Below are 15756 nucleotides of genomic sequence, written 5' to 3' on the forward strand. Positions count from 1 at the left end.
CCCGGCGGGCTCAAGCGCGCAAGAAAGTGGCCTGCTTTTGCGCCGCCCCGTGGCCGGTTTTTGCTCCGCCGTTGACACCCGCAACCAACACCACCAAAAAAACACCCCGCACAGCGCCCCAAGGGGCGCTTTTTGCGGTCAAGCGCGAAGGGCCCGGGCGATTTCTGTTGCCGAGCCTTGGCTCTGCACCAGGTGCTTTTTGGAACTCGTCCGTAAGGCCTCGAAGGCCTCGGGTTGCAAGAGTTCGCATCCACTCAGGTTTCCGCGGCGCTCAGCTCCAAAGCGGGCATCGGTCAAAGGGCACAGACTCCGAACAATGACCTGCCTTCGGTAGGGGTGTGCTTTTCAACCTTCCGGATAAGAGGGGCCTTTCGGTTTCGAGATGTCCGCACCGCGAGGGAACAGGGCCTTCGCAGGCTCGTTAAATGGTAGTGTGCCACCCAAGGTTTGGCGCGGAGCCATTATTGACCACTGGTTTCTTGATTGATCGACTGCGGTGCAGGAGGCGATGGATGAAAGGCGAATGGTTTGGAAGGCCGGAACGTGCGATTGTGAAGACAGTCACACAAGCAGGCGAGGGTGTCTTGACCGAACAAGACCGACGCGGCGTTGTGCGGCGTCTGGAGCCGGAACTTTGGCAGCTGTTGTGTGCGGCCTGTTCCGAGATACGTTTGCTCGACTCACGCGAAGTGCTCTCGAAAGCGGGCGACAGGATCGACGTCAGCGCGCTGTTGCTGGATGGTCTGATGGCGCGATATGTCCGCAGCTCACAACGGGGCGAGTTGCAGAGCGCGATCGTCTCCATCAGCGTGCCGGGGGATTTCGTCGACCTGCACGCCTTGCCGCTGAAACGTCTGGACCACGATATCGGTGCCTTGACGCCCGCGCGTATCGCGGTCTTTCCACACGCGGCGTTGGACCAAATCATTGATCGCTCCTCCCGCCATGCACGGCAATTGTGGGGATTGACCATGATCGATGCCTCGATCCACCGCCATTGGATTTTCCGTTCAAGCCGGTTGCGCGCATTGGCGTCCGTGGCCGATTTCGTGAGCGAGATGGATCTGCGGCTTCAGGAGGCGGGGAAGATCAGGATCGACCGGCTTCCCTTGCCGCTTCTGCAGACCGATCTGGCCGAGATCGCCGGGCTCTCCCCGGTCCATGTCAGTCGCATCTGCAAAGAGCTTCGCGAGAGCGGCGCCTGCACGATCCGGGACGGACACGCCGAGATCCATGACAGGGAACTCTTGCATCATCTGGCGCATTTCGATCCGTCGTACCTCTACCCGCCCGAAGAGTGAGCGCCGTTGCAGGCGAAGGCCGCCGCGATCCAGGCACTCGCGGCATCGCGGCGGATAACATGATCCGGGCGGTCGGCCGAAAGCGCGGCCAGCAGTTTGGCCTCGACCTCTGGCGCGCTCAGCGTTGTTTCGGTCGGGCCGAGGTAGCCCGCTATAAGACAGGCGCCACCGGGGGCGAGGGTGTCGACAACCCTGCGGATGACCTCGTCCAGCGCGGCGGCGGAAAGGTAATAGAGAACTTCCGACAGCACGATCAGGTCCCAATGACCCTCCGGCCAGCCTTCGGGGACTGCGGCCACCTCGAAGCGGGCGCCCGGGATACGCCTCGCGCGGGCCCTTTCGACAGCCGTGGGGGCGAAATCGAGCCCGAGAAGACTGTCGCAGCGACGCGCGATCGCTTCGCTCATCACCCCGATCGAGCATCCGACCTCCAGCGCATGGCCGAAGCGGCGTGGCGGCAATAGGGCGAGGCACCGGGCGTATTTCTCAGCCTCGTAGGGGCTTGTCTCATAGTTCCAGGGGTCGGCGGTCTCGCGGTAGAGACGGTCGAAGGAGGCGGCATCGCGGCTCATGCTGGGATGAAGATCTCATCTGCCGCGACGAAATGCGCGGCGAGGTTCTGCGGCATCCGGAAGCCGGACGGGTCATCGTCGATAAGCCCGGTCATCTGGGACACGTGGGCAGCGACGGCGCGCGCCTTGAGATCGCGGAACGCCGCCGTTTGAAAGCGCCTGAGGCCGACGCTGGACGCTCCTGCCACAGGCGTTTGGACCCGTCCCCAGACCGGGCAGGCGAACATCGCGCACGTCCGCCGGTCCGCCATCCAGCGGGCAAGCCTCCATACGCGCTGGTGGTCACTGTGCGGATCGCCGTTCCAGGTGGTCCAGATCGCCGTGACCTCCCCAAGATGGGGATGCAGCCGGGTCTCGACTTCGGAAAAGGAGCCGGGATCATCCGGCGTGCCCTGATCGGGATAGCCCAGCCAGATCGGCGCCTCACGTCCTTCGGTGAGGATCCGGACCGCCGCCTCGACCTCCGCCCTGCGCAAGGCTGACAGTGCGGCGGCGGGATATGCCCTGGACCTGGGGTGCGACAGTGCTCCGTCCGAAACGACCGCTATATGTACGCGGTGGCCGGCTGCAGAGGCTGCCGCAATGGCCCCTCCCATCGCGAGCGATTCATCATCGGGGTGAGGGGCCAGAACCAGCACGGCACCGGGTCCGGTCAGGTCCGCAAGTTGGGCGTAGGGCGCGTTTTCCGCCTGTGCGACAATTCTGGTGAAGGTCATCACCCTGCCCAGACCTCTCCGATTGGGGCCTTGGCCGCGCAAAGTGCCGCGCCCACCTGCCGAAGCTTGCCGTCGAGGTCTGCCTGCCGCAGGAAGAACCCGAGGTCGCGGCGGACCAGCTCGGCCCGCTGACCTTTGACGAAGGACCGGGTGCCGAGAGCACGGTCGGCCAATGCGAGACCTTCGAGGCAGGCCACCTCGACCTCTTCTCGCGCGGCCAGGCTGAGCGCGACGGCCTCTGGCCCCGCGCCGGGCGCCTCGACCCGGGCGGCAGCATCTTCGACCATCAGGCGGGCACTATGGGCCAGGCTGGCGATCCGGGCCAGGCGGTGCAGTTGCGCCTCGCCCGGCGCATCTGTCGCGCTGACGGCGCGACGAACCTCTTCAGCCAGCGCCTCCAGCCCGCCGGTCTGAACGGCGGCATAGCGCCAGACACCGCCTTGGAAATGCGGCTCGCGCAGGTAGTCATCCGCAGCGCCAAGCGCCTCTGCCATGACACCGATGAAATCGTAGCTGCCCGAGGCCGTCGCCCGCATGCCGCAGGTGTCCCACGCGGCGGCATTCGCGCGCCCGGCGTGCCCCACCTCCGCGATGGCAAGGCGCAGGCCGTCGGCATGTTTCGCCGTCACCACGGCATGGCTGACGGTCCCGAGGCCCGAGGCAAAGCGCTTGCCCCCGGCGAGGCGGAGCCGACCGTCGAGGTCTGTCACGACGCTCACCGGTGGGTCGGCGTCAGCGCCCCAGACACCGTAGATCGCCCCATTCCGTGCAGAGGTGGTGTGGCGCCGCACCTGATCGGGCGTGCCGTAGAGGGTGACGAGTTTGAGGGCGTTCATATGCCCCTCGGCCAAGCGTCCAACCGACAGGCTGGCGCGGCCGAGCCGGCGCAGCAAGGTGGCCTGCGCCTGTGTCTCCCGTGGGTGTCCCTCGAATGTGCAGAGCCGAGCGAGGATGCCGGAGGACGCCAGGCGACGCATGTCGTCCGACAGGTCGCAGCCGCCTGCGTCGGCCTTCAGCGCACCGTCCGCGACGGCCTTGAGGGCGTCGGCTTCGGTCAGCGTTGGCATTGCCGTTGCGGGGGCTTCTCTCATGCTGTCAGCCTTTCCGTGTCCGCCCGCGCTGCGCGAACTGCTGCGGCCAGAAGAGGCAATTCGCGCGCCACGTCCGACAGCCGCATTCGGGTGCGTTCCAGTCCGGCCAGTTGCTTGTCGATCCGCGCCACCTGCAGCGACCCGGGGCCGAACTGAGCCACGCCATCCCGCCGCGCCCTCTGCAGATGCGAACGCTGCACTGTCCGGTGGGCAGGCTCGAGCGCGCTGTCCACCATGGGATCAGGGTCGGAAATGCGCCGCGCCAGGGCTTCGGCCATGCCGCCCGGCGCTCGCCCGTCCAGTCGACAGGACGTCGAGACACGCACGAACGGGCTATGCCGGACGCGCCAGCCACGATCCTCTGCCAGTGCGGCAAAGGCGCGGTCCTCGTTTCCCGGCAGCGCCGGGATGCCGCCGGTATCGGTGTAGAGCGGCATCCGGAACGCAAGGCTGGCGCCCGCGGCACCGAGCCCGCACGGGGCGGGGTCATGCGCCATAGGGTCGATCAACGCACGGAGCGCGAGGGTCAGGCCGACGTACTCGCCCTCGGCGGCGCCGCGCTGCGCGATGATCGGAGGCAATTGCGCGAACTCATCACGATCCGGAAGGACAGAACCGCAAATGAGGTCGGCCCGCGTCAGCTCTGACAGGTTGGTGTCAAGCCAGTCGGGAAACACCCGGCTGTCGGCATCGGTGGTGAGCACGACGCCTCGGCTGGCGAGCCGGGGGGCCGCGGTGGCGACGGCCTGCCGCCGCACTGCGCCAACACCCCCCTCGGGGGTGTCAGCCAGATCGATCAGCAGCCCCGCCGTGCCCGTGGCTGCGAACCAGTCCCGGGCGCGTGGGAAGGTGGCGTCGCTAGAGCCGTTGACGACCACGACGATTCCTCCGCGCCTCCGCAAGGCCATGCGCGCCGCCTCAAGGCAGGGCACGATCCGCTCCGCCTCGTTTCGGGCCGGGACTGTGATCGCCGCAGGCCAAGGCGCCTCCGGACCGAACGCAAGGCTGCGCGCGGCAAGGGGGCGGCACTTCACGATGCCCGTTCCCAGAACCGAAGAGCTTTGCAGGCGGCGATGAAGTCGTCCGGTTCGCCGTCGAGACTGAAGACCCCGTCATCGGCCTTCTCCGGAACTGCGGCAGACCAGAAGCCGGATCTGGCCTCTTCCGTCAGCGCGATGAACTTCATGTGCGCGAAGGCGTCGGCGAGAAATGTGCGCGCGCCGTGCATGTTCGCCAGCTTGGCTGCGCCATCCTCGGAGGCGAGGACGGCCACTGCATCGAACAGGACCGACGGCGCGCCATCGAGCTTTTCATCCGCGGCGATGGTCTTGCCACGTGCGGTGGTCACGCCGCCGACCTTCTCGGCGATCACCGTGACCTGCGCGCCGGCGCTTTCGGCTGCCGACTTCAGCGCCTCGAAGGTGCCACCGTCGATCCCGTCGGTCACCAGCACGCCCAGCTTGCGGCCGGCAAAGCTGTCGGGCGGGTTGGCCAGCATGCTGAGCGCGGGCGAGGCGTCGGTCTGGATCACGTCGCGCGCGGGGGTGGCCGCGCTCGGCATCTCGGTCAGGCCCAGGCCATCGGCGACCGTCTTGGCAAGGTCCTCGTCGACGACCATCAGGTGGCCGACCATGCGCTGGCGGATCGACAGGCGCTCGACCTTGGAGAGCTCGAAGACGAAGGCGTCGGCGATATGTCCTTTTTCGACATCGGTCTGGCTGAGGTAGAATTGCCGGGCCTGGCTGTAGTGGTCCGCAAAGGTGTCTGACCGGATGCGCCGTTTCTCTCCCGCCTCCTCGGTCGGGTAGGAGATGAAGCCGCGCTCCGGGTCCTCGCGCGGGCCCTCACCAAGGCTGTTGGGCTCGTAGTTCACCCGACCCTTGGGATTGTGCATCGCCATGTGGCCGTCCTGTTGCAGGTGGGCAAAGGGACATTTCGGCGCATTGATCGGTATGTGGTTGAAGTTCGGCCCGCCCAGCCGCTTGAGCTGCGTGTCGAGGTAGGAGAAGTTCCGCCCCTGAAGCAGCGGGTCGTTGGAATGGTCGATGCCGGGGACGATATTGCCGGTCTGAAAGGCGACCTGCTCGGTCTCGGCAAAAAAGTTGTCGACCATGCGGTTCAGCGTCAGCGTGCCGACGCGGCGCACCGGGACGACTTCCTCGGGGATCAGCTTGGTGGCGTCCAGCACGTCGAAATCGAAGCTGTCGGCGAAGTCCTCGTCGAAGACCTGCAGACCGAGATCCCACTGCGGATAGTCGCCCTTCTGGATCGCGTCCCAAAGATCGCGGCGGTGGAAATCGGGATCGGCGCCGTTGATCTTGACCGCCTCGTCCCAGAGAACGGACTGCATCCCCAGACGGGGCTTCCAGTGGAACTTGACGAAGCTCGACTTGCCCTCGGCGTTCACCAGCCGGAAGGTATGCACGCCAAACCCTTCCATGAAGCGGAAGGACCGCGGGATGGTCCGGTCCGACATGATCCAGAGCGCCATGTGCATGGCTTCCGGCATCAGCGAGATGAAGTCCCAGAAGTTGTCATGCGCCGTCTGCGCCTGCGGGAACCCGCGGTCGGGCTCTTGCTTGGCGGCATGGATCAGGTCCGGAAACTTCATCGCGTCCTGGATGAAGAAGACGGGGATGTTGTTGCCGACGAGGTCCCAGTTGCCTTCCTTGGTATAGAACTTCACCGCGAAGCCGCGAACGTCCCGGGCAAGGTCGGGGGACCCCTTGTTGCCGGCGACGGTGGAGAAGCGCACGAAAACCTCCGTCTTCTCGCCCACTTCGGTGAGCACCTTGGCACGGGTGAGGTCCGAGAGGTCCTCGGTCAGTTCGAAGGTGCCGTGAGCGCCATAACCCCGGGCGTGCACGACCCGCTCGGGAATGCGCTCGTGGTCGAAGTGAAAGATCTTTTCGCGGAAGACCTGATCTTCGATGAGGTGCGGTCCGCGCTGTCCCACCTTCAGCGTGTTCTGGTCGTCCGAGATCGGCATGCCGACCTGCGTCGTCATGGTCTCGTGACTGTCACCGGCGACCTGGTGGGTCTCGCCGCCGTTGCCTTTGCGGATATCATTTTCGTCTTTCATGGTCATTCCTTTGGGGCTCAGTCTTGCATTGCGTGAAGGCGGGGTCGGTCCGCCAGATCGGTGTTCAGCAGCGCCGCCCACTGGGCGGTCACCTGGGACAGCCGGAACTCTGGCCGTCCGGTGGCAAGGGGGCGGCGCCCGATGGCGCTGCGCCAGTCGGCGATCCTTGCGGCGATGGCTTCCGGGTTGGCGGTGTCGATGCATTGCCTGGGGTCCGATGCGACCTCGTCATTTGCGCCAAGGCCGCGCTGCAGGAGCGCCGGGCAGCCGACGGCATTGGCCTCTGCAATGACCAGTCCGAAGGTCTCGGCAAACTGGTCCTGCGGATAGAACAGGCACAGCGCCCGGCGCATCCAACTGACCAGCCGGGGCTTTTCGAGCCGCCCGAGCGGGATGACCCCGGTCGGGACAGGACCGGCCGGCCAGGCCAGGTAGCCGGGATCCGCCACGGCAAGGCGCAGCGAAGGGATGCGATGTTTCAGCGCCTCGAACCGGCGGAACACCTGACCCAGCCCCTTGTGGGGGGAGGAAGCGAAGAGCATCAGGCCCGGATCGCGGGGCGTGTCGTCCGGGAAAAGATCATCGTCGATCGGGTTGTGGATATGGCCGATGGACGGCGCATCGGGCCCGAGAAAGGCGCGCAGCCAGTCGGCATGGGCGGCGGAGACGCATATCACCTCAACTCCGGCCTCGCGGAGGGCAGGGGCCAGCGCCCGGTTGTGACGGCCGGGAAAGACGTGCTGCCAGACAATGACCCGTGCTGCGGGATGCAGCCGTGCCAGCCGGGGTGCGATCTTCCAGGAATTCACCACGACGATGGTCGCCGGCGCTTCGGGCAAGGGCCGCCTGACGTCGAAACCGGCGTAGCGGACGCGGCCGGACAGCTCGTCGTGCTCATGCCGCGCGGATTGGCGCACGGTGACGCGGAGGCGGGGGGCCAGGCTTTCGGCGATGCGCACCAGGGTCGCTTCGGTTCCGCCAAGCCCGGCCAGATCACCCGGCATCCCGCTATAGGCACGCGGCGCGAGCACATCGACAAAGGTGATCCCGCCGCTCATGCCACCTGCTCCCGAAGGGGGGTCATCCCGCTCAGCGCAGCGCGGTCGCAGAGGGCGGGGTTGGTGCAGGACCGGATGGCGATGCCGGACAGATCAATGGGCACCGGATCGACCTCGCGCGTGGCGAACCAGCGGCCAACGGCGTCCCAGACCCGCTTGCGATCCGCGATGCGGCGCGGGCTGTCGTAATCCGTCGCACCCAGCTGGGTCAGGCTGTCGGGCGTCTCGATCTTGGTTAGCAGGATCTCGGGGATGACCCAGAGCACCTCTCCGGCCATGATCAGCCGGTTGCGGAATTCGCGGTCCTCCTCGATGCAGTCCAGAAAGCCGCCCAGCCGGTCGAAGACCGACCGATGGAACAGGCCGGAATTCACATGCGTCCAGTCCCCCGGCACCCCCGCGGCCATCTGCAAGTTCGGAAAGAAGTCGTCAACGAGGCTGAGGGTGCGGCGGATCTCGACCCGCTCGCCATCAGGCAGGATGAGTTCGTGATGGGACAGCACGCCCCCCACCTGGATGCGCGTTTCGGGCTCGCGGCCGGCGAGGCGCCAGTTGAGGCAGGGATGCGCGCCGATGGTTTCGTTCCCGAGCACGCGGGCCTGCCGCATGACCTTGTCGCGGTGGGGCAGGTCATCGGAATCGTGAAAGGTGATGGCGTCCGTTGTGCTGAGCGCGATGCCCACGTTCTTTGCCTGCGCGGTGCCGACGTTGCCCGCAAGGCTGACGCCGACGAAACAGGGGTGATCCGCGTAGCGTGCGATGATCGCCCCGGTCTCGTCCTGCGATCCATCATCAATGGCCATCACCGTGGTCTTGGGGTGCGACTGCCCCAGCGCCGCCTCGATGGCCTGCGGCAGCACGAGGGCGCGATTGTAGGTCGGGATGACGATTGTGACGCTGGGTGTCATTGGGCGTTCCTCAGGCGGGGTGAAGGGCGGAGCGGTAGGCGATCAGGCGGCGGCGCGTGGCGAGGGCCAGCGGATAGGGCAGCGCCATCAGGACGGCGCCGAGCGCGGCGGCGGCAGGCAAATGCGCGATGGCCAGCAGCGCGCCGCCGCAGAGGGCCAGCGCGGGCAGCATCGGCCCGACGGCATCGGAAGCCTGAGTGATGTCCTTCTCGGTCCGCTGGAAGCTGCCGGACCGGCCCATGAGGGCGTCCACCGTCCCGAGCGCCGAAGGCAGGATCATCGCGGCGCGCGCCGCCAGCGCCACCCCGAAGGCCTTGAACGGGGGGCGGCCGCGCACGGCCATAGCGATGACCATGGGCAGGCAGACCGACAGGTAAACCAGCACGAGGCCGATCCCCGACAGCGTGACCAGAAAGCGGCTTGCCTCGGCGTGGTGTCCCAACGACAACGCGGCGGCGCCGCCAATCAACGTGGCGGTACAGGGCAGCGCGAGGTTTGCCCACGCGGTGAGCTGCGCGAAGACCTGGAGCGTCGTGCGCGCCGGGAGCCCGCCGAATACACCCCGCGCCGTGTCCATGTTGCCGGCGGCCCAGCGATACCGTTGCAGGCTCAGGCCGCCAAGATCGAGGGGCAGCAAGCCGCGTCCGACAATCCTGTCTACGAACCGCCCGCGATACCCCGCACGGTGCAGGCGCAGGCCAAGCTCCGCATCTTCGGTGATGCTCCGCAAGCTCCATCCGCCGACAGCCTCGAGGGCGGGCCGACTTATGACGCTGAGTGTTCCGGTCAGCAACATCGCCCGTGCCAGGTTCGCCTGCCGTGCGTGGCGCAGGAAATAGTCCGCCAGTTCAAGCGACAGCCCCTGCGCTGGACCCGCGTCGCCATGATAGGCCTGCGGGAACTGGACGAAGTCGTCACCGCTGCGCTGCAGCTCCTGCGCCGCGATGGCGAGGAAATCCGGCGTGACCTCGTAGTCCGCATCGACGATGACCACGTGGGTGGCCGCGGGATTTGTGCGCGCGAGCGCGATGTTGAGCGCGCCTGCCTTGGCACCGGTGACGCCCTCTTCATGGTAGAAGCGAAACGCGGGGCCAAGTGCATCGCACAGCGCGGCGATCGGGCGCCAGAGTGCCGGATCGGCGGTGTTGTTGTCGAGCACGATGACCTCGAACTCAGGCGCATCAACCTGCAATGTGAAGGCGCGCAACGTGCGCGCGACGATGGCGGGAGGTTCGTCATGGATCGCCAGATGCACGGAGAAGTGCAGCCGCTGGGGTGTCACAAATCGCGACGCCGCATCGGTCCGTCGGCGCTTCAGGCCAAACCCGGCATGAAGGTTGAGCGCCCCGAGAACGGCCTGAACCAGCATGGCCAGTGCGACCACCGGAATTGCCAGTGTCGGCAGCAGCATGGCAAGCGCCATCAGACCGAAAAAGGCGCTACGCCCGTCGGGTGGTGACATGGTTTGGTTCCTTGTGAGGCAGGCCACCGTCGAGTGCGGCGCTGTGATGAAAACAGCGGACGCGACCCGGGGTTCCGGCAACATTTGTTATCCCGCGCTGCTCTGCGTGCAATCCTTCGGCGTCGGCAGGGGTCTTTTAGCGTTGCGCGTCCCATCCGGTTTTCGGTGCCGTGACACGTTCGCAACGACTTTCCACTTGCGACGATCACAGCGGCGACCATGCCCTGAAATCGGGCCCCGGGAGGGTCTCTGCAACTTGGGCTGTCCGGCGCCCTCCGCGGTGCTCAGCGCGCGCGGCGGACTTGGGGTGACCCGACTTGGTTGGCTATTTATTCAGCGCTCTGGCCGGTCAGCCAACGCGAGAACGTGCTCATCGCTGGTGTGGCTGGCCGGTCAGACGGCCAGGCGAGGTAGTAACGTCCGACCGAAACGGTGACCCCGAACGGCTGTGCCAGACGACCCTGCGTGATGTAACTCTCGAACATCGAGATCGGCAGCAGCGCCACGCCGACGCCCGAGGTTGCAAGTTCGGCGAGCGCCACCGAGCTGTCGAAGACCGGCCCGGTGACGGGCGGGCAGGGCACGCCCGCGGCCTCGAACCAGCCCGGCCATTCCGCGCTTCGGTAGCTGCGCAGAAGTGTGACCTGCCCGAGGTCCGAAGGATGCAGGAGCCGTGACGCGAGGCTCGGCGCGCAGAGGGGCGCCATCGGTGCTTCTGCCAATGGAATCGCATCGTGTCCCGTCCAGCCTCCGGTGCCGAAGCGGATCGCCATGTCGAGCCCTTCGCGCAGGATCTCCACGCGGTTGTTGTTGGTCGAGATCCTGAGGTCGATCTCGGGATGGGCCTGCCGGAAGGCCTCGAGCCGAGGCATCAGCCAGCCCATCGCGAAGGTCGTGTTGACGCCAACCTTCAGCACCTCGATGTCGCGCCGCCCGCCGAGCCGGTCGAGCACCCGCGCCATCGCGTCGAAGCCATGTTCGAGCACGGGGAAGAGCAGGCGGCCCTCGTCAGTCGGAACCAGTCCTTGTGATGTCCTCAGGAACAGCGCCGCGCCCAGAAGGTCCTCGAGGCGTGCGACCTGGTGGCTGACCGCGGCTTGGGTGACGCGCAGCTCGATCGCGGCCTTGGTGAAGCTGCCTTGGCGCATGGCAACCTCGAACACCCGGAGGGCATTGAGCGGCAGGTCAGGGCGATCCATGGCAGTGCCTCAGCTAATGGAAGGCCATAAGATTTGTCGTTTGATGGCTGGGATCAAGCCGAAATATACAGGGCGCATGACATCATGTGATGTCACACCTCAAGCGCCACTGGCGCAGATCCTGAAAGGAATGGTCCCATGCGGTTCACCGCTCCCATCCTGTCGCGTGTCGCGACAGGGCTCGCTCTCGGCCTGTCCATGGCCACTGCCGCCTTCGCCGAGACGCCTGTCGAGGCGCTCCGGGGCACCGTCGCCCGGATCGAGGAGCAGCTCGGCGCCCGCGTCGGTCTCTCGCTTCTGGACACCGGCTCGGGGAGGTCCTGGGCTCACCGCGAGGATGAGCTTTTCCTCATGAACAGCACTGTGAAGGTGCCCGTCTGCGGCGCCATCCTCGCGCGCAGCGATGCGGGCACGCTGTCGCTCTCCGATTCGCTTCCGGTGCGCGAGGCCGACCTGGTGCCCTATGCTCCGGTCATGGAGACGCGGGTTGGCGGCACCATGACCCTCGACGAGCTGTGCCTCGCGGCGGTCGACCAAAGCGACAACGTGGCGGCGAACATTTTGATCAAGCATCTCGGCGGGCCGGAGGCGGTGACGCAGTTCTTCCGCAGCGTCGGCGACCCGACGAGCCGTCTCGACCGCCGCGAGCCCGAGCTGAACACGTTCGCGCCCGGCGACGAGCGGGACACCACGAGCCCGGCCGCCATGTCCGAGACGCTGCGGGCGCTGCTGCTGGGCGACATGCTGTCTCCGCAAGCGCGCGGGCAGTTGGCGGAATGGATGCGCCACGGCGGCGTGACCGGCGCATTGCTCCGCGCCGAGGCCGAGGACGATTGGCTGATCCTCGACAAGTCGGGCAGCGGACGCCACACGCGCAACCTCGTCGCGGTGATCCAGCCTGAAGGCGAGGCACCCTGGATCGCGACGATGTTCGTCTCGGATACGGATGCGGCGTTCGAGGTCCGCAACGCGGCGCTGAAGGACCTGGGCAGGGCGGTGGTCGCTGTTGTTCGCGAGTGAAGCCTCTCGGGCGCGGCTTCCGTCCGGCGCCAGGTAGCGCTGGCGATGGCGCAGGAAACTTGCCAGCACTTTTCAGCGCCTCGACCACCGGGGCGCATCGAACAAGGCGCAAATGTCAGAATGGGACACGCTGCTCAGAGCTGGGCCGCGACCCCCAGGATCCGTCGTTTCAGGGGGCGTCGCGCCCCTTGAATTCGTCGGCTTTCACCGCCCCGCGCTTCCCGCGCGGCATGTCCTTGCCGGTGGTGGTGTCGTGCCAGGTCTGTGCTTCCATCTCGGCGTTGATCTCGGCCCCCAAGAGGATCACGTAAGCCGAAATCCACAACCAGAACAACAAGATGATAACGCCGGCCAGGGATCCGAAAGTTTCTTGGTAGGACCCGAAATGCTCGGCATATAGAGAGAAGGCGAGTGACCCGGCGAGCCAGAGCAGGCAGGCGACCAGGGCACCGGGGGTGATCCAAGCCCACTCCGCCGCCTTTCGGGAGGGGCCAAACCGGTAGATCAGCGCTATGCCGGCAACAACCAACAGGAGCAGCACGCCCCAACGCATCCACGATGCAAAGGCTTCGAGCGCTGGACCAAACTGGAAGATCGCGAGCATGCCGGGCAGAACGACAAGCGCCCCGATGGCCAAGAGAAGTCCGGCAATCAGCAGCAGCGTGAGGGCCAGCGTGGTGAACTTGAGGCGGATGAAGCCGCGCTCTTCTGTTTCGTCATAGGCGACGTTCAGCCCCTCGATCAGGTGGGCAACCCCTTGGGAGGAAGAATAGAGCGCAAGTAGCAGACCCAGGACCGCCGCAAGACCAAGACCGCCACGCTGCGACCCCGCGACAGATTTGGCCTGCTCTATCAGGATCTCGGCGGCACGCTGCGGCAGCACCTCGGTAATCTGCTGGATCTGTGCAGTGACATCGGCGGGGGTGATGAACAGCCCGGCGATCGCCATGAGGGCGGTGATTGCGGGGAAGATTGCCATCAGCGCATAGAATGCGACACCCGCCGAAACCAGGCTGATCCGGTCTGCAGCCAACTCGGATTTCACGCGCATCGCGATGGCTTTCCAGCCGGTCAAGCTGATCTGGCGTGGCCGTGTGGCAAAGGATCCGTCGTTTGGCATCCACTCATCCTTGATCATGTCAAAGTCGCGCCGGTGCCACCCGGCACCGGCGCGAGGTCTCGGTTAGCTGATTTCAGCCCTGCTTCGGCGTATCCGATTTCGGCGTGTCCGAGGTCACGTCCGGACGGCCCAGCTTCTGCGCCTCCGCTTCGTCCCGTACCCGATCCTCGACGCGCTTGCCGGCAGATTTCGCGGCATCGGCAAGTGCGTGCTCGGCGGGCTTGTCGCCGGGAGTGCGCTCATCAGCCTCTGCGCGCGCCTCGCGGGCGATGCTTTGACCCTCGTCGAGGGCGGCATCGGCCACCGCTGCAAGCTTATCTCGCTCCTCGTGGAAGATCGCTTCGGCCTCGGCGAACAACCCGTCGCTGTACTCGCCCATGAAGTCGTCCTCGGCCTTGGTGCGCGGTGCGGCTCCGCCGAGGGCGGCGCCGGCCGCGATGGCAAGGGCGCCGGCCACGAGGGGATGCTCGCCAAAGAAATCGGCGGCGCTGGCACCGGCACGTTGCACCTTCCGGCCCGCACGCTCGCGGGCGATTAGCGCACGTTCGCGGGCTTCGATGACCCTGCGCCGGGCGCTTTCCGACATGCGCTCGGTCCCCGACGCGATACGGTCGTAGCCGTCTTCGAGCACCGACTGGGCCTGGGCCGACTTTGCCGAGATGGAGTCGCGGGCAGTGTGTCCGGCCTCGCCGGCCTTGGCGCGGGCTACACCTGCGGTGGCGGCCGCGTTGTGACGCCCCTCCTCGAAGCCCGCCTTCAGGCGGGCTTGCGTCCGGGCGACGCGGTCACCGAAGGTGTCGCTCTCCTCCCCGTCATCAAGGTGCAGATCGTCGTAGTAGCTGGGACGGTAGCTGGTGCCGTAGCCCGGCTTACGCGCGGCCCAGTCGGATCCGGACGGCGCGCGTTCGGTGGGCGCCGCGGGACGGCGCTTGCGGAGTTGGCGGCTCAGAGGGTCCCCCGCGAGACGCTTGTCCTCGTCATCATAGGAGCGACCGAACACCATCCATGCGAGGCCGGCGGCGGTCAGCGTGAGCCCGATGGGGTTTTGCTTGGCCGACTTCGAGAACGCCTGTCCCATCTCGCTGCCATGGGTCTGCAGGTGGCGGCCCACCTGTGCCACGATCTCGTCCGCCGAAAAACGGCTCTGGAGTTCGGAGACGGAAGCGCTGAGGCCCTCGCGCTCACGCTCGATCTCACGCTCGATTTCTGCCGCCGTCTTGCGATTAGCCATTGGTCGTCTCCCTGATTGCGGACACGTCACGACGGACGTTCTCGGTGGTGCGGGTCGGCGCAAGGCTGCTTGCCTTGAGCTTGCTCATCCCTCCCTTGATCATGATCAGCGCCGCAATGAGGGCGACGCCCCCGACGATCACGGCAGACCAGAAAGGATGCATGCCTGCTGCGGTCAGAGCGGCCACCAGCGCGGCGGCAATGACGTTGAGGCCAACAAGGGTGAAGACCACGCCGGCGACGATCACGCCCACCGCCGTCATGGCACCGTTGAGGTTCTCGCCCAGCTCGGCGCGCGCCAGTTCCATTTCCTTGCGCACCAAGGTGGTGACATGTCCGATGATGTTGCTCACCAGATTGGTGGTTCCGGTTGTCTGTTCGGTCGGCATCAGATGTCCTCCGGTTCCGGGCGGTGATAGGCTGGGGTGGCAGGGGTCGCCGCGGTCGGTGTCGGTGTGGGTTGCGCCGGGAAATCACGGGCGCGGGCCGCATCCACGGGGCTGGTTGGCGGCGCGGAGCGCGGGGCGGGCTCCGGCGCCGGACCCGAACTGCCTCCGCTCTTGCCAGCCTTGGCGAAGCGCGCGGCGGCAAGACCAAGAACTGCGGCACCGCCGAGATAGGCGATCGGGTTGCGGCGCGCGAAGTCCGAAAGGCTGCTTGCCATTTCGCCCAGATCCTTGTCTCGGATCGACTCCGATGCATCCGCCAGCGTCGAGGCGATCTGCGACATGGTCCGTTCCTGCGGAGAGCCGCTGCGCATCTCCTCGGCGGCCTTGCGAAGCGCGTTCGACACGTCCGAGACCTCGTCTGCCATTCGCCCGCGCTGCTGTTCCTCGAAGCCGCTGGCGCGCTCTTTCACTTCCTCTGCCGTGTCACGGGCCTTGGTGCGCAGATCATCACGCATCTCGCGTGCGGCACTTTCTGCGGCAGGTGTGGACGGAGTGTGTTGGGAAGGATCGGTCATCCTTGCCTCCTTCGGTTAGGTTGATCGGTGGCG

At 66.4% G+C, this 15756-nt stretch carries 15 protein-coding genes; 2 read left to right on the top strand and 13 right to left on the bottom strand.

What is annotated here, in order from left to right:
- The first annotated feature begins 512 nt into the window (after positions 1-512).
- The gene (locus G0Q01_RS03245; protein ID WP_164190276.1) at positions 513-1301 is read left to right on the top strand and encodes a Crp/Fnr family transcriptional regulator; all 789 of its coding nucleotides are present in this window, start codon (positions 513-515) and stop codon (positions 1299-1301) included.
- On the opposite strand, the gene G0Q01_RS03250 is transcribed toward G0Q01_RS03245, so the two are convergent.
- From G0Q01_RS03250 to G0Q01_RS03290, 9 genes are all read right to left on the bottom strand, one after another.
- Positions 1283-1873, bottom strand: coding sequence for a class I SAM-dependent methyltransferase (locus tag G0Q01_RS03250; RefSeq protein ID WP_164190278.1), 591 nt, complete (start codon positions 1871-1873; stop codon positions 1283-1285). The genes G0Q01_RS03245 and G0Q01_RS03250 overlap by 19 nt on opposite strands.
- Positions 1870-2589 carry a PIG-L deacetylase family protein gene (locus G0Q01_RS03255; protein WP_164213011.1) on the bottom strand — a complete coding sequence of 240 codons (720 nt, stop codon included), beginning with the start codon at positions 2587-2589 and terminating at the stop codon, positions 1870-1872. Before G0Q01_RS03255 ends, G0Q01_RS03250 begins: the two co-directional genes overlap by 4 nt.
- Complete coding sequence (locus tag G0Q01_RS03260; RefSeq protein ID WP_164213012.1) at positions 2589-3680, bottom strand: acyl-CoA dehydrogenase family protein; 1092 nt, start codon at positions 3678-3680, stop codon at positions 2589-2591. Before G0Q01_RS03260 ends, G0Q01_RS03255 begins: the two co-directional genes overlap by 1 nt.
- On the bottom strand, positions 3677-4714 hold the full coding sequence (locus tag G0Q01_RS03265) for a glycosyltransferase family A protein (RefSeq protein WP_164190284.1): 1038 nt from the start codon (positions 4712-4714) through the stop codon (positions 3677-3679). The genes G0Q01_RS03260 and G0Q01_RS03265 overlap by 4 nt, the downstream gene beginning before the upstream one ends.
- On the bottom strand, positions 4711-6762 hold the full coding sequence (locus G0Q01_RS03270; RefSeq protein ID WP_370457166.1) for a catalase: 2052 nt from the start codon (positions 6760-6762) through the stop codon (positions 4711-4713). Before G0Q01_RS03270 ends, G0Q01_RS03265 begins: the two co-directional genes overlap by 4 nt.
- Before the next feature lie 17 nt (positions 6763-6779).
- On the bottom strand, positions 6780-7820 hold the full coding sequence (locus G0Q01_RS03275) for a glycosyltransferase family 4 protein (RefSeq protein ID WP_164190289.1): 1041 nt from the start codon (positions 7818-7820) through the stop codon (positions 6780-6782).
- The gene (locus G0Q01_RS03280) at positions 7817-8728 is read right to left on the bottom strand and encodes a glycosyltransferase family 2 protein (protein ID WP_164190292.1); all 912 of its coding nucleotides are present in this window, start codon (positions 8726-8728) and stop codon (positions 7817-7819) included. Before G0Q01_RS03280 ends, G0Q01_RS03275 begins: the two co-directional genes overlap by 4 nt.
- 10 nt (positions 8729-8738) lie before the next feature.
- Positions 8739-10190 (bottom strand): glycosyltransferase family 2 protein, encoded by a 1452-nt coding sequence (locus G0Q01_RS03285; protein WP_164190294.1) that lies wholly within the window; start codon positions 10188-10190, stop codon positions 8739-8741.
- A gap of 329 nt (positions 10191-10519) precedes the next feature.
- Positions 10520-11389: a LysR family transcriptional regulator gene (locus G0Q01_RS03290; protein ID WP_164190296.1), complete on the bottom strand. Its 870-nt coding sequence runs from the start codon at positions 11387-11389 to the stop codon at positions 10520-10522.
- Between the two features lie 138 nt (positions 11390-11527).
- On the opposite strand from G0Q01_RS03290, the gene blaRCP reads away from it, so the two are divergent.
- Complete coding sequence (gene blaRCP, locus G0Q01_RS03295; RefSeq protein WP_164190298.1) at positions 11528-12409, top strand: RCP family class A beta-lactamase; 882 nt, start codon at positions 11528-11530, stop codon at positions 12407-12409.
- 169 nt (positions 12410-12578) lie between these two features.
- On the opposite strand, the gene G0Q01_RS03300 is transcribed toward blaRCP, so the two are convergent.
- Genes G0Q01_RS03300 through G0Q01_RS03315 form a run of 4 tightly spaced genes read right to left on the bottom strand, consistent with a single transcriptional unit; the run spans position 12579 to position 15723 of the window.
- A complete protein-coding gene (locus tag G0Q01_RS03300) occupies positions 12579-13547 on the bottom strand; it encodes a YihY/virulence factor BrkB family protein (RefSeq protein ID WP_235939573.1) in 969 nt (322 codons plus the stop codon).
- Positions 13548-13602: 55 nt separating this feature from the next.
- The gene (locus tag G0Q01_RS03305) at positions 13603-14760 is read right to left on the bottom strand and encodes a DUF3618 domain-containing protein (protein ID WP_164190303.1); all 1158 of its coding nucleotides are present in this window, start codon (positions 14758-14760) and stop codon (positions 13603-13605) included.
- Positions 14753-15148 (bottom strand): phage holin family protein, encoded by a 396-nt coding sequence (locus G0Q01_RS03310; protein WP_164190305.1) that lies wholly within the window; start codon positions 15146-15148, stop codon positions 14753-14755. The genes G0Q01_RS03305 and G0Q01_RS03310 overlap by 8 nt, the downstream gene beginning before the upstream one ends.
- Complete coding sequence (locus tag G0Q01_RS03315; RefSeq protein ID WP_164190307.1) at positions 15148-15723, bottom strand: hypothetical protein; 576 nt, start codon at positions 15721-15723, stop codon at positions 15148-15150. The genes G0Q01_RS03310 and G0Q01_RS03315 overlap by 1 nt, the downstream gene beginning before the upstream one ends.
- Between the last annotated feature and the right edge of the window lie 33 nt (positions 15724-15756).

It is taken from the genome of Salipiger sp. PrR007 (genome assembly GCF_010499845.1).
GTDB lineage: Bacteria > Pseudomonadota > Alphaproteobacteria > Rhodobacterales > Rhodobacteraceae > Salipiger > Salipiger pacificus_A.

Bases quoted from the DNA above. Each gene is read 5' to 3' on its own strand.
- G0Q01_RS03315 (WP_164190307.1), bottom strand. From the start codon at position 15,723: ATGACCGATCCTTCCCAACACACTCCGTCCACACCTGCCGCAGAAAGT.
- G0Q01_RS03285 (WP_164190294.1), bottom strand. From the start codon at position 10,190: ATGTCACCACCCGACGGGCGTAGCGCCTTTTTCGGTCTGATGGCGCTT.
- G0Q01_RS03280 (WP_164190292.1), bottom strand. From the start codon at position 8,728: ATGACACCCAGCGTCACAATCGTCATCCCGACCTACAATCGCGCCCTC.
- G0Q01_RS03310 (WP_164190305.1), bottom strand. From the start codon at position 15,148: ATGCCGACCGAACAGACAACCGGAACCACCAATCTGGTGAGCAACATC.
- G0Q01_RS03275 (WP_164190289.1), bottom strand. From the start codon at position 7,820: ATGAGCGGCGGGATCACCTTTGTCGATGTGCTCGCGCCGCGTGCCTAT.
- G0Q01_RS03270 (WP_370457166.1), bottom strand. From the start codon at position 6,762: ATGAAAGACGAAAATGATATCCGCAAAGGCAACGGCGGCGAGACCCAC.
- G0Q01_RS03245 (WP_164190276.1), top strand. From the start codon at position 513: ATGAAAGGCGAATGGTTTGGAAGGCCGGAACGTGCGATTGTGAAGACA.
- G0Q01_RS03300 (WP_235939573.1), bottom strand. From the start codon at position 13,547: ATGATCAAGGATGAGTGGATGCCAAACGACGGATCCTTTGCCACACGG.
- G0Q01_RS03255 (WP_164213011.1), bottom strand. From the start codon at position 2,589: ATGACCTTCACCAGAATTGTCGCACAGGCGGAAAACGCGCCCTACGCC.
- G0Q01_RS03305 (WP_164190303.1), bottom strand. From the start codon at position 14,760: ATGGCTAATCGCAAGACGGCGGCAGAAATCGAGCGTGAGATCGAGCGT.
- G0Q01_RS03290 (WP_164190296.1), bottom strand. From the start codon at position 11,389: ATGGATCGCCCTGACCTGCCGCTCAATGCCCTCCGGGTGTTCGAGGTT.
- G0Q01_RS03260 (WP_164213012.1), bottom strand. From the start codon at position 3,680: ATGAGAGAAGCCCCCGCAACGGCAATGCCAACGCTGACCGAAGCCGAC.
- blaRCP (WP_164190298.1), top strand. From the start codon at position 11,528: ATGCGGTTCACCGCTCCCATCCTGTCGCGTGTCGCGACAGGGCTCGCT.
- G0Q01_RS03250 (WP_164190278.1), bottom strand. From the start codon at position 1,873: ATGAGCCGCGATGCCGCCTCCTTCGACCGTCTCTACCGCGAGACCGCC.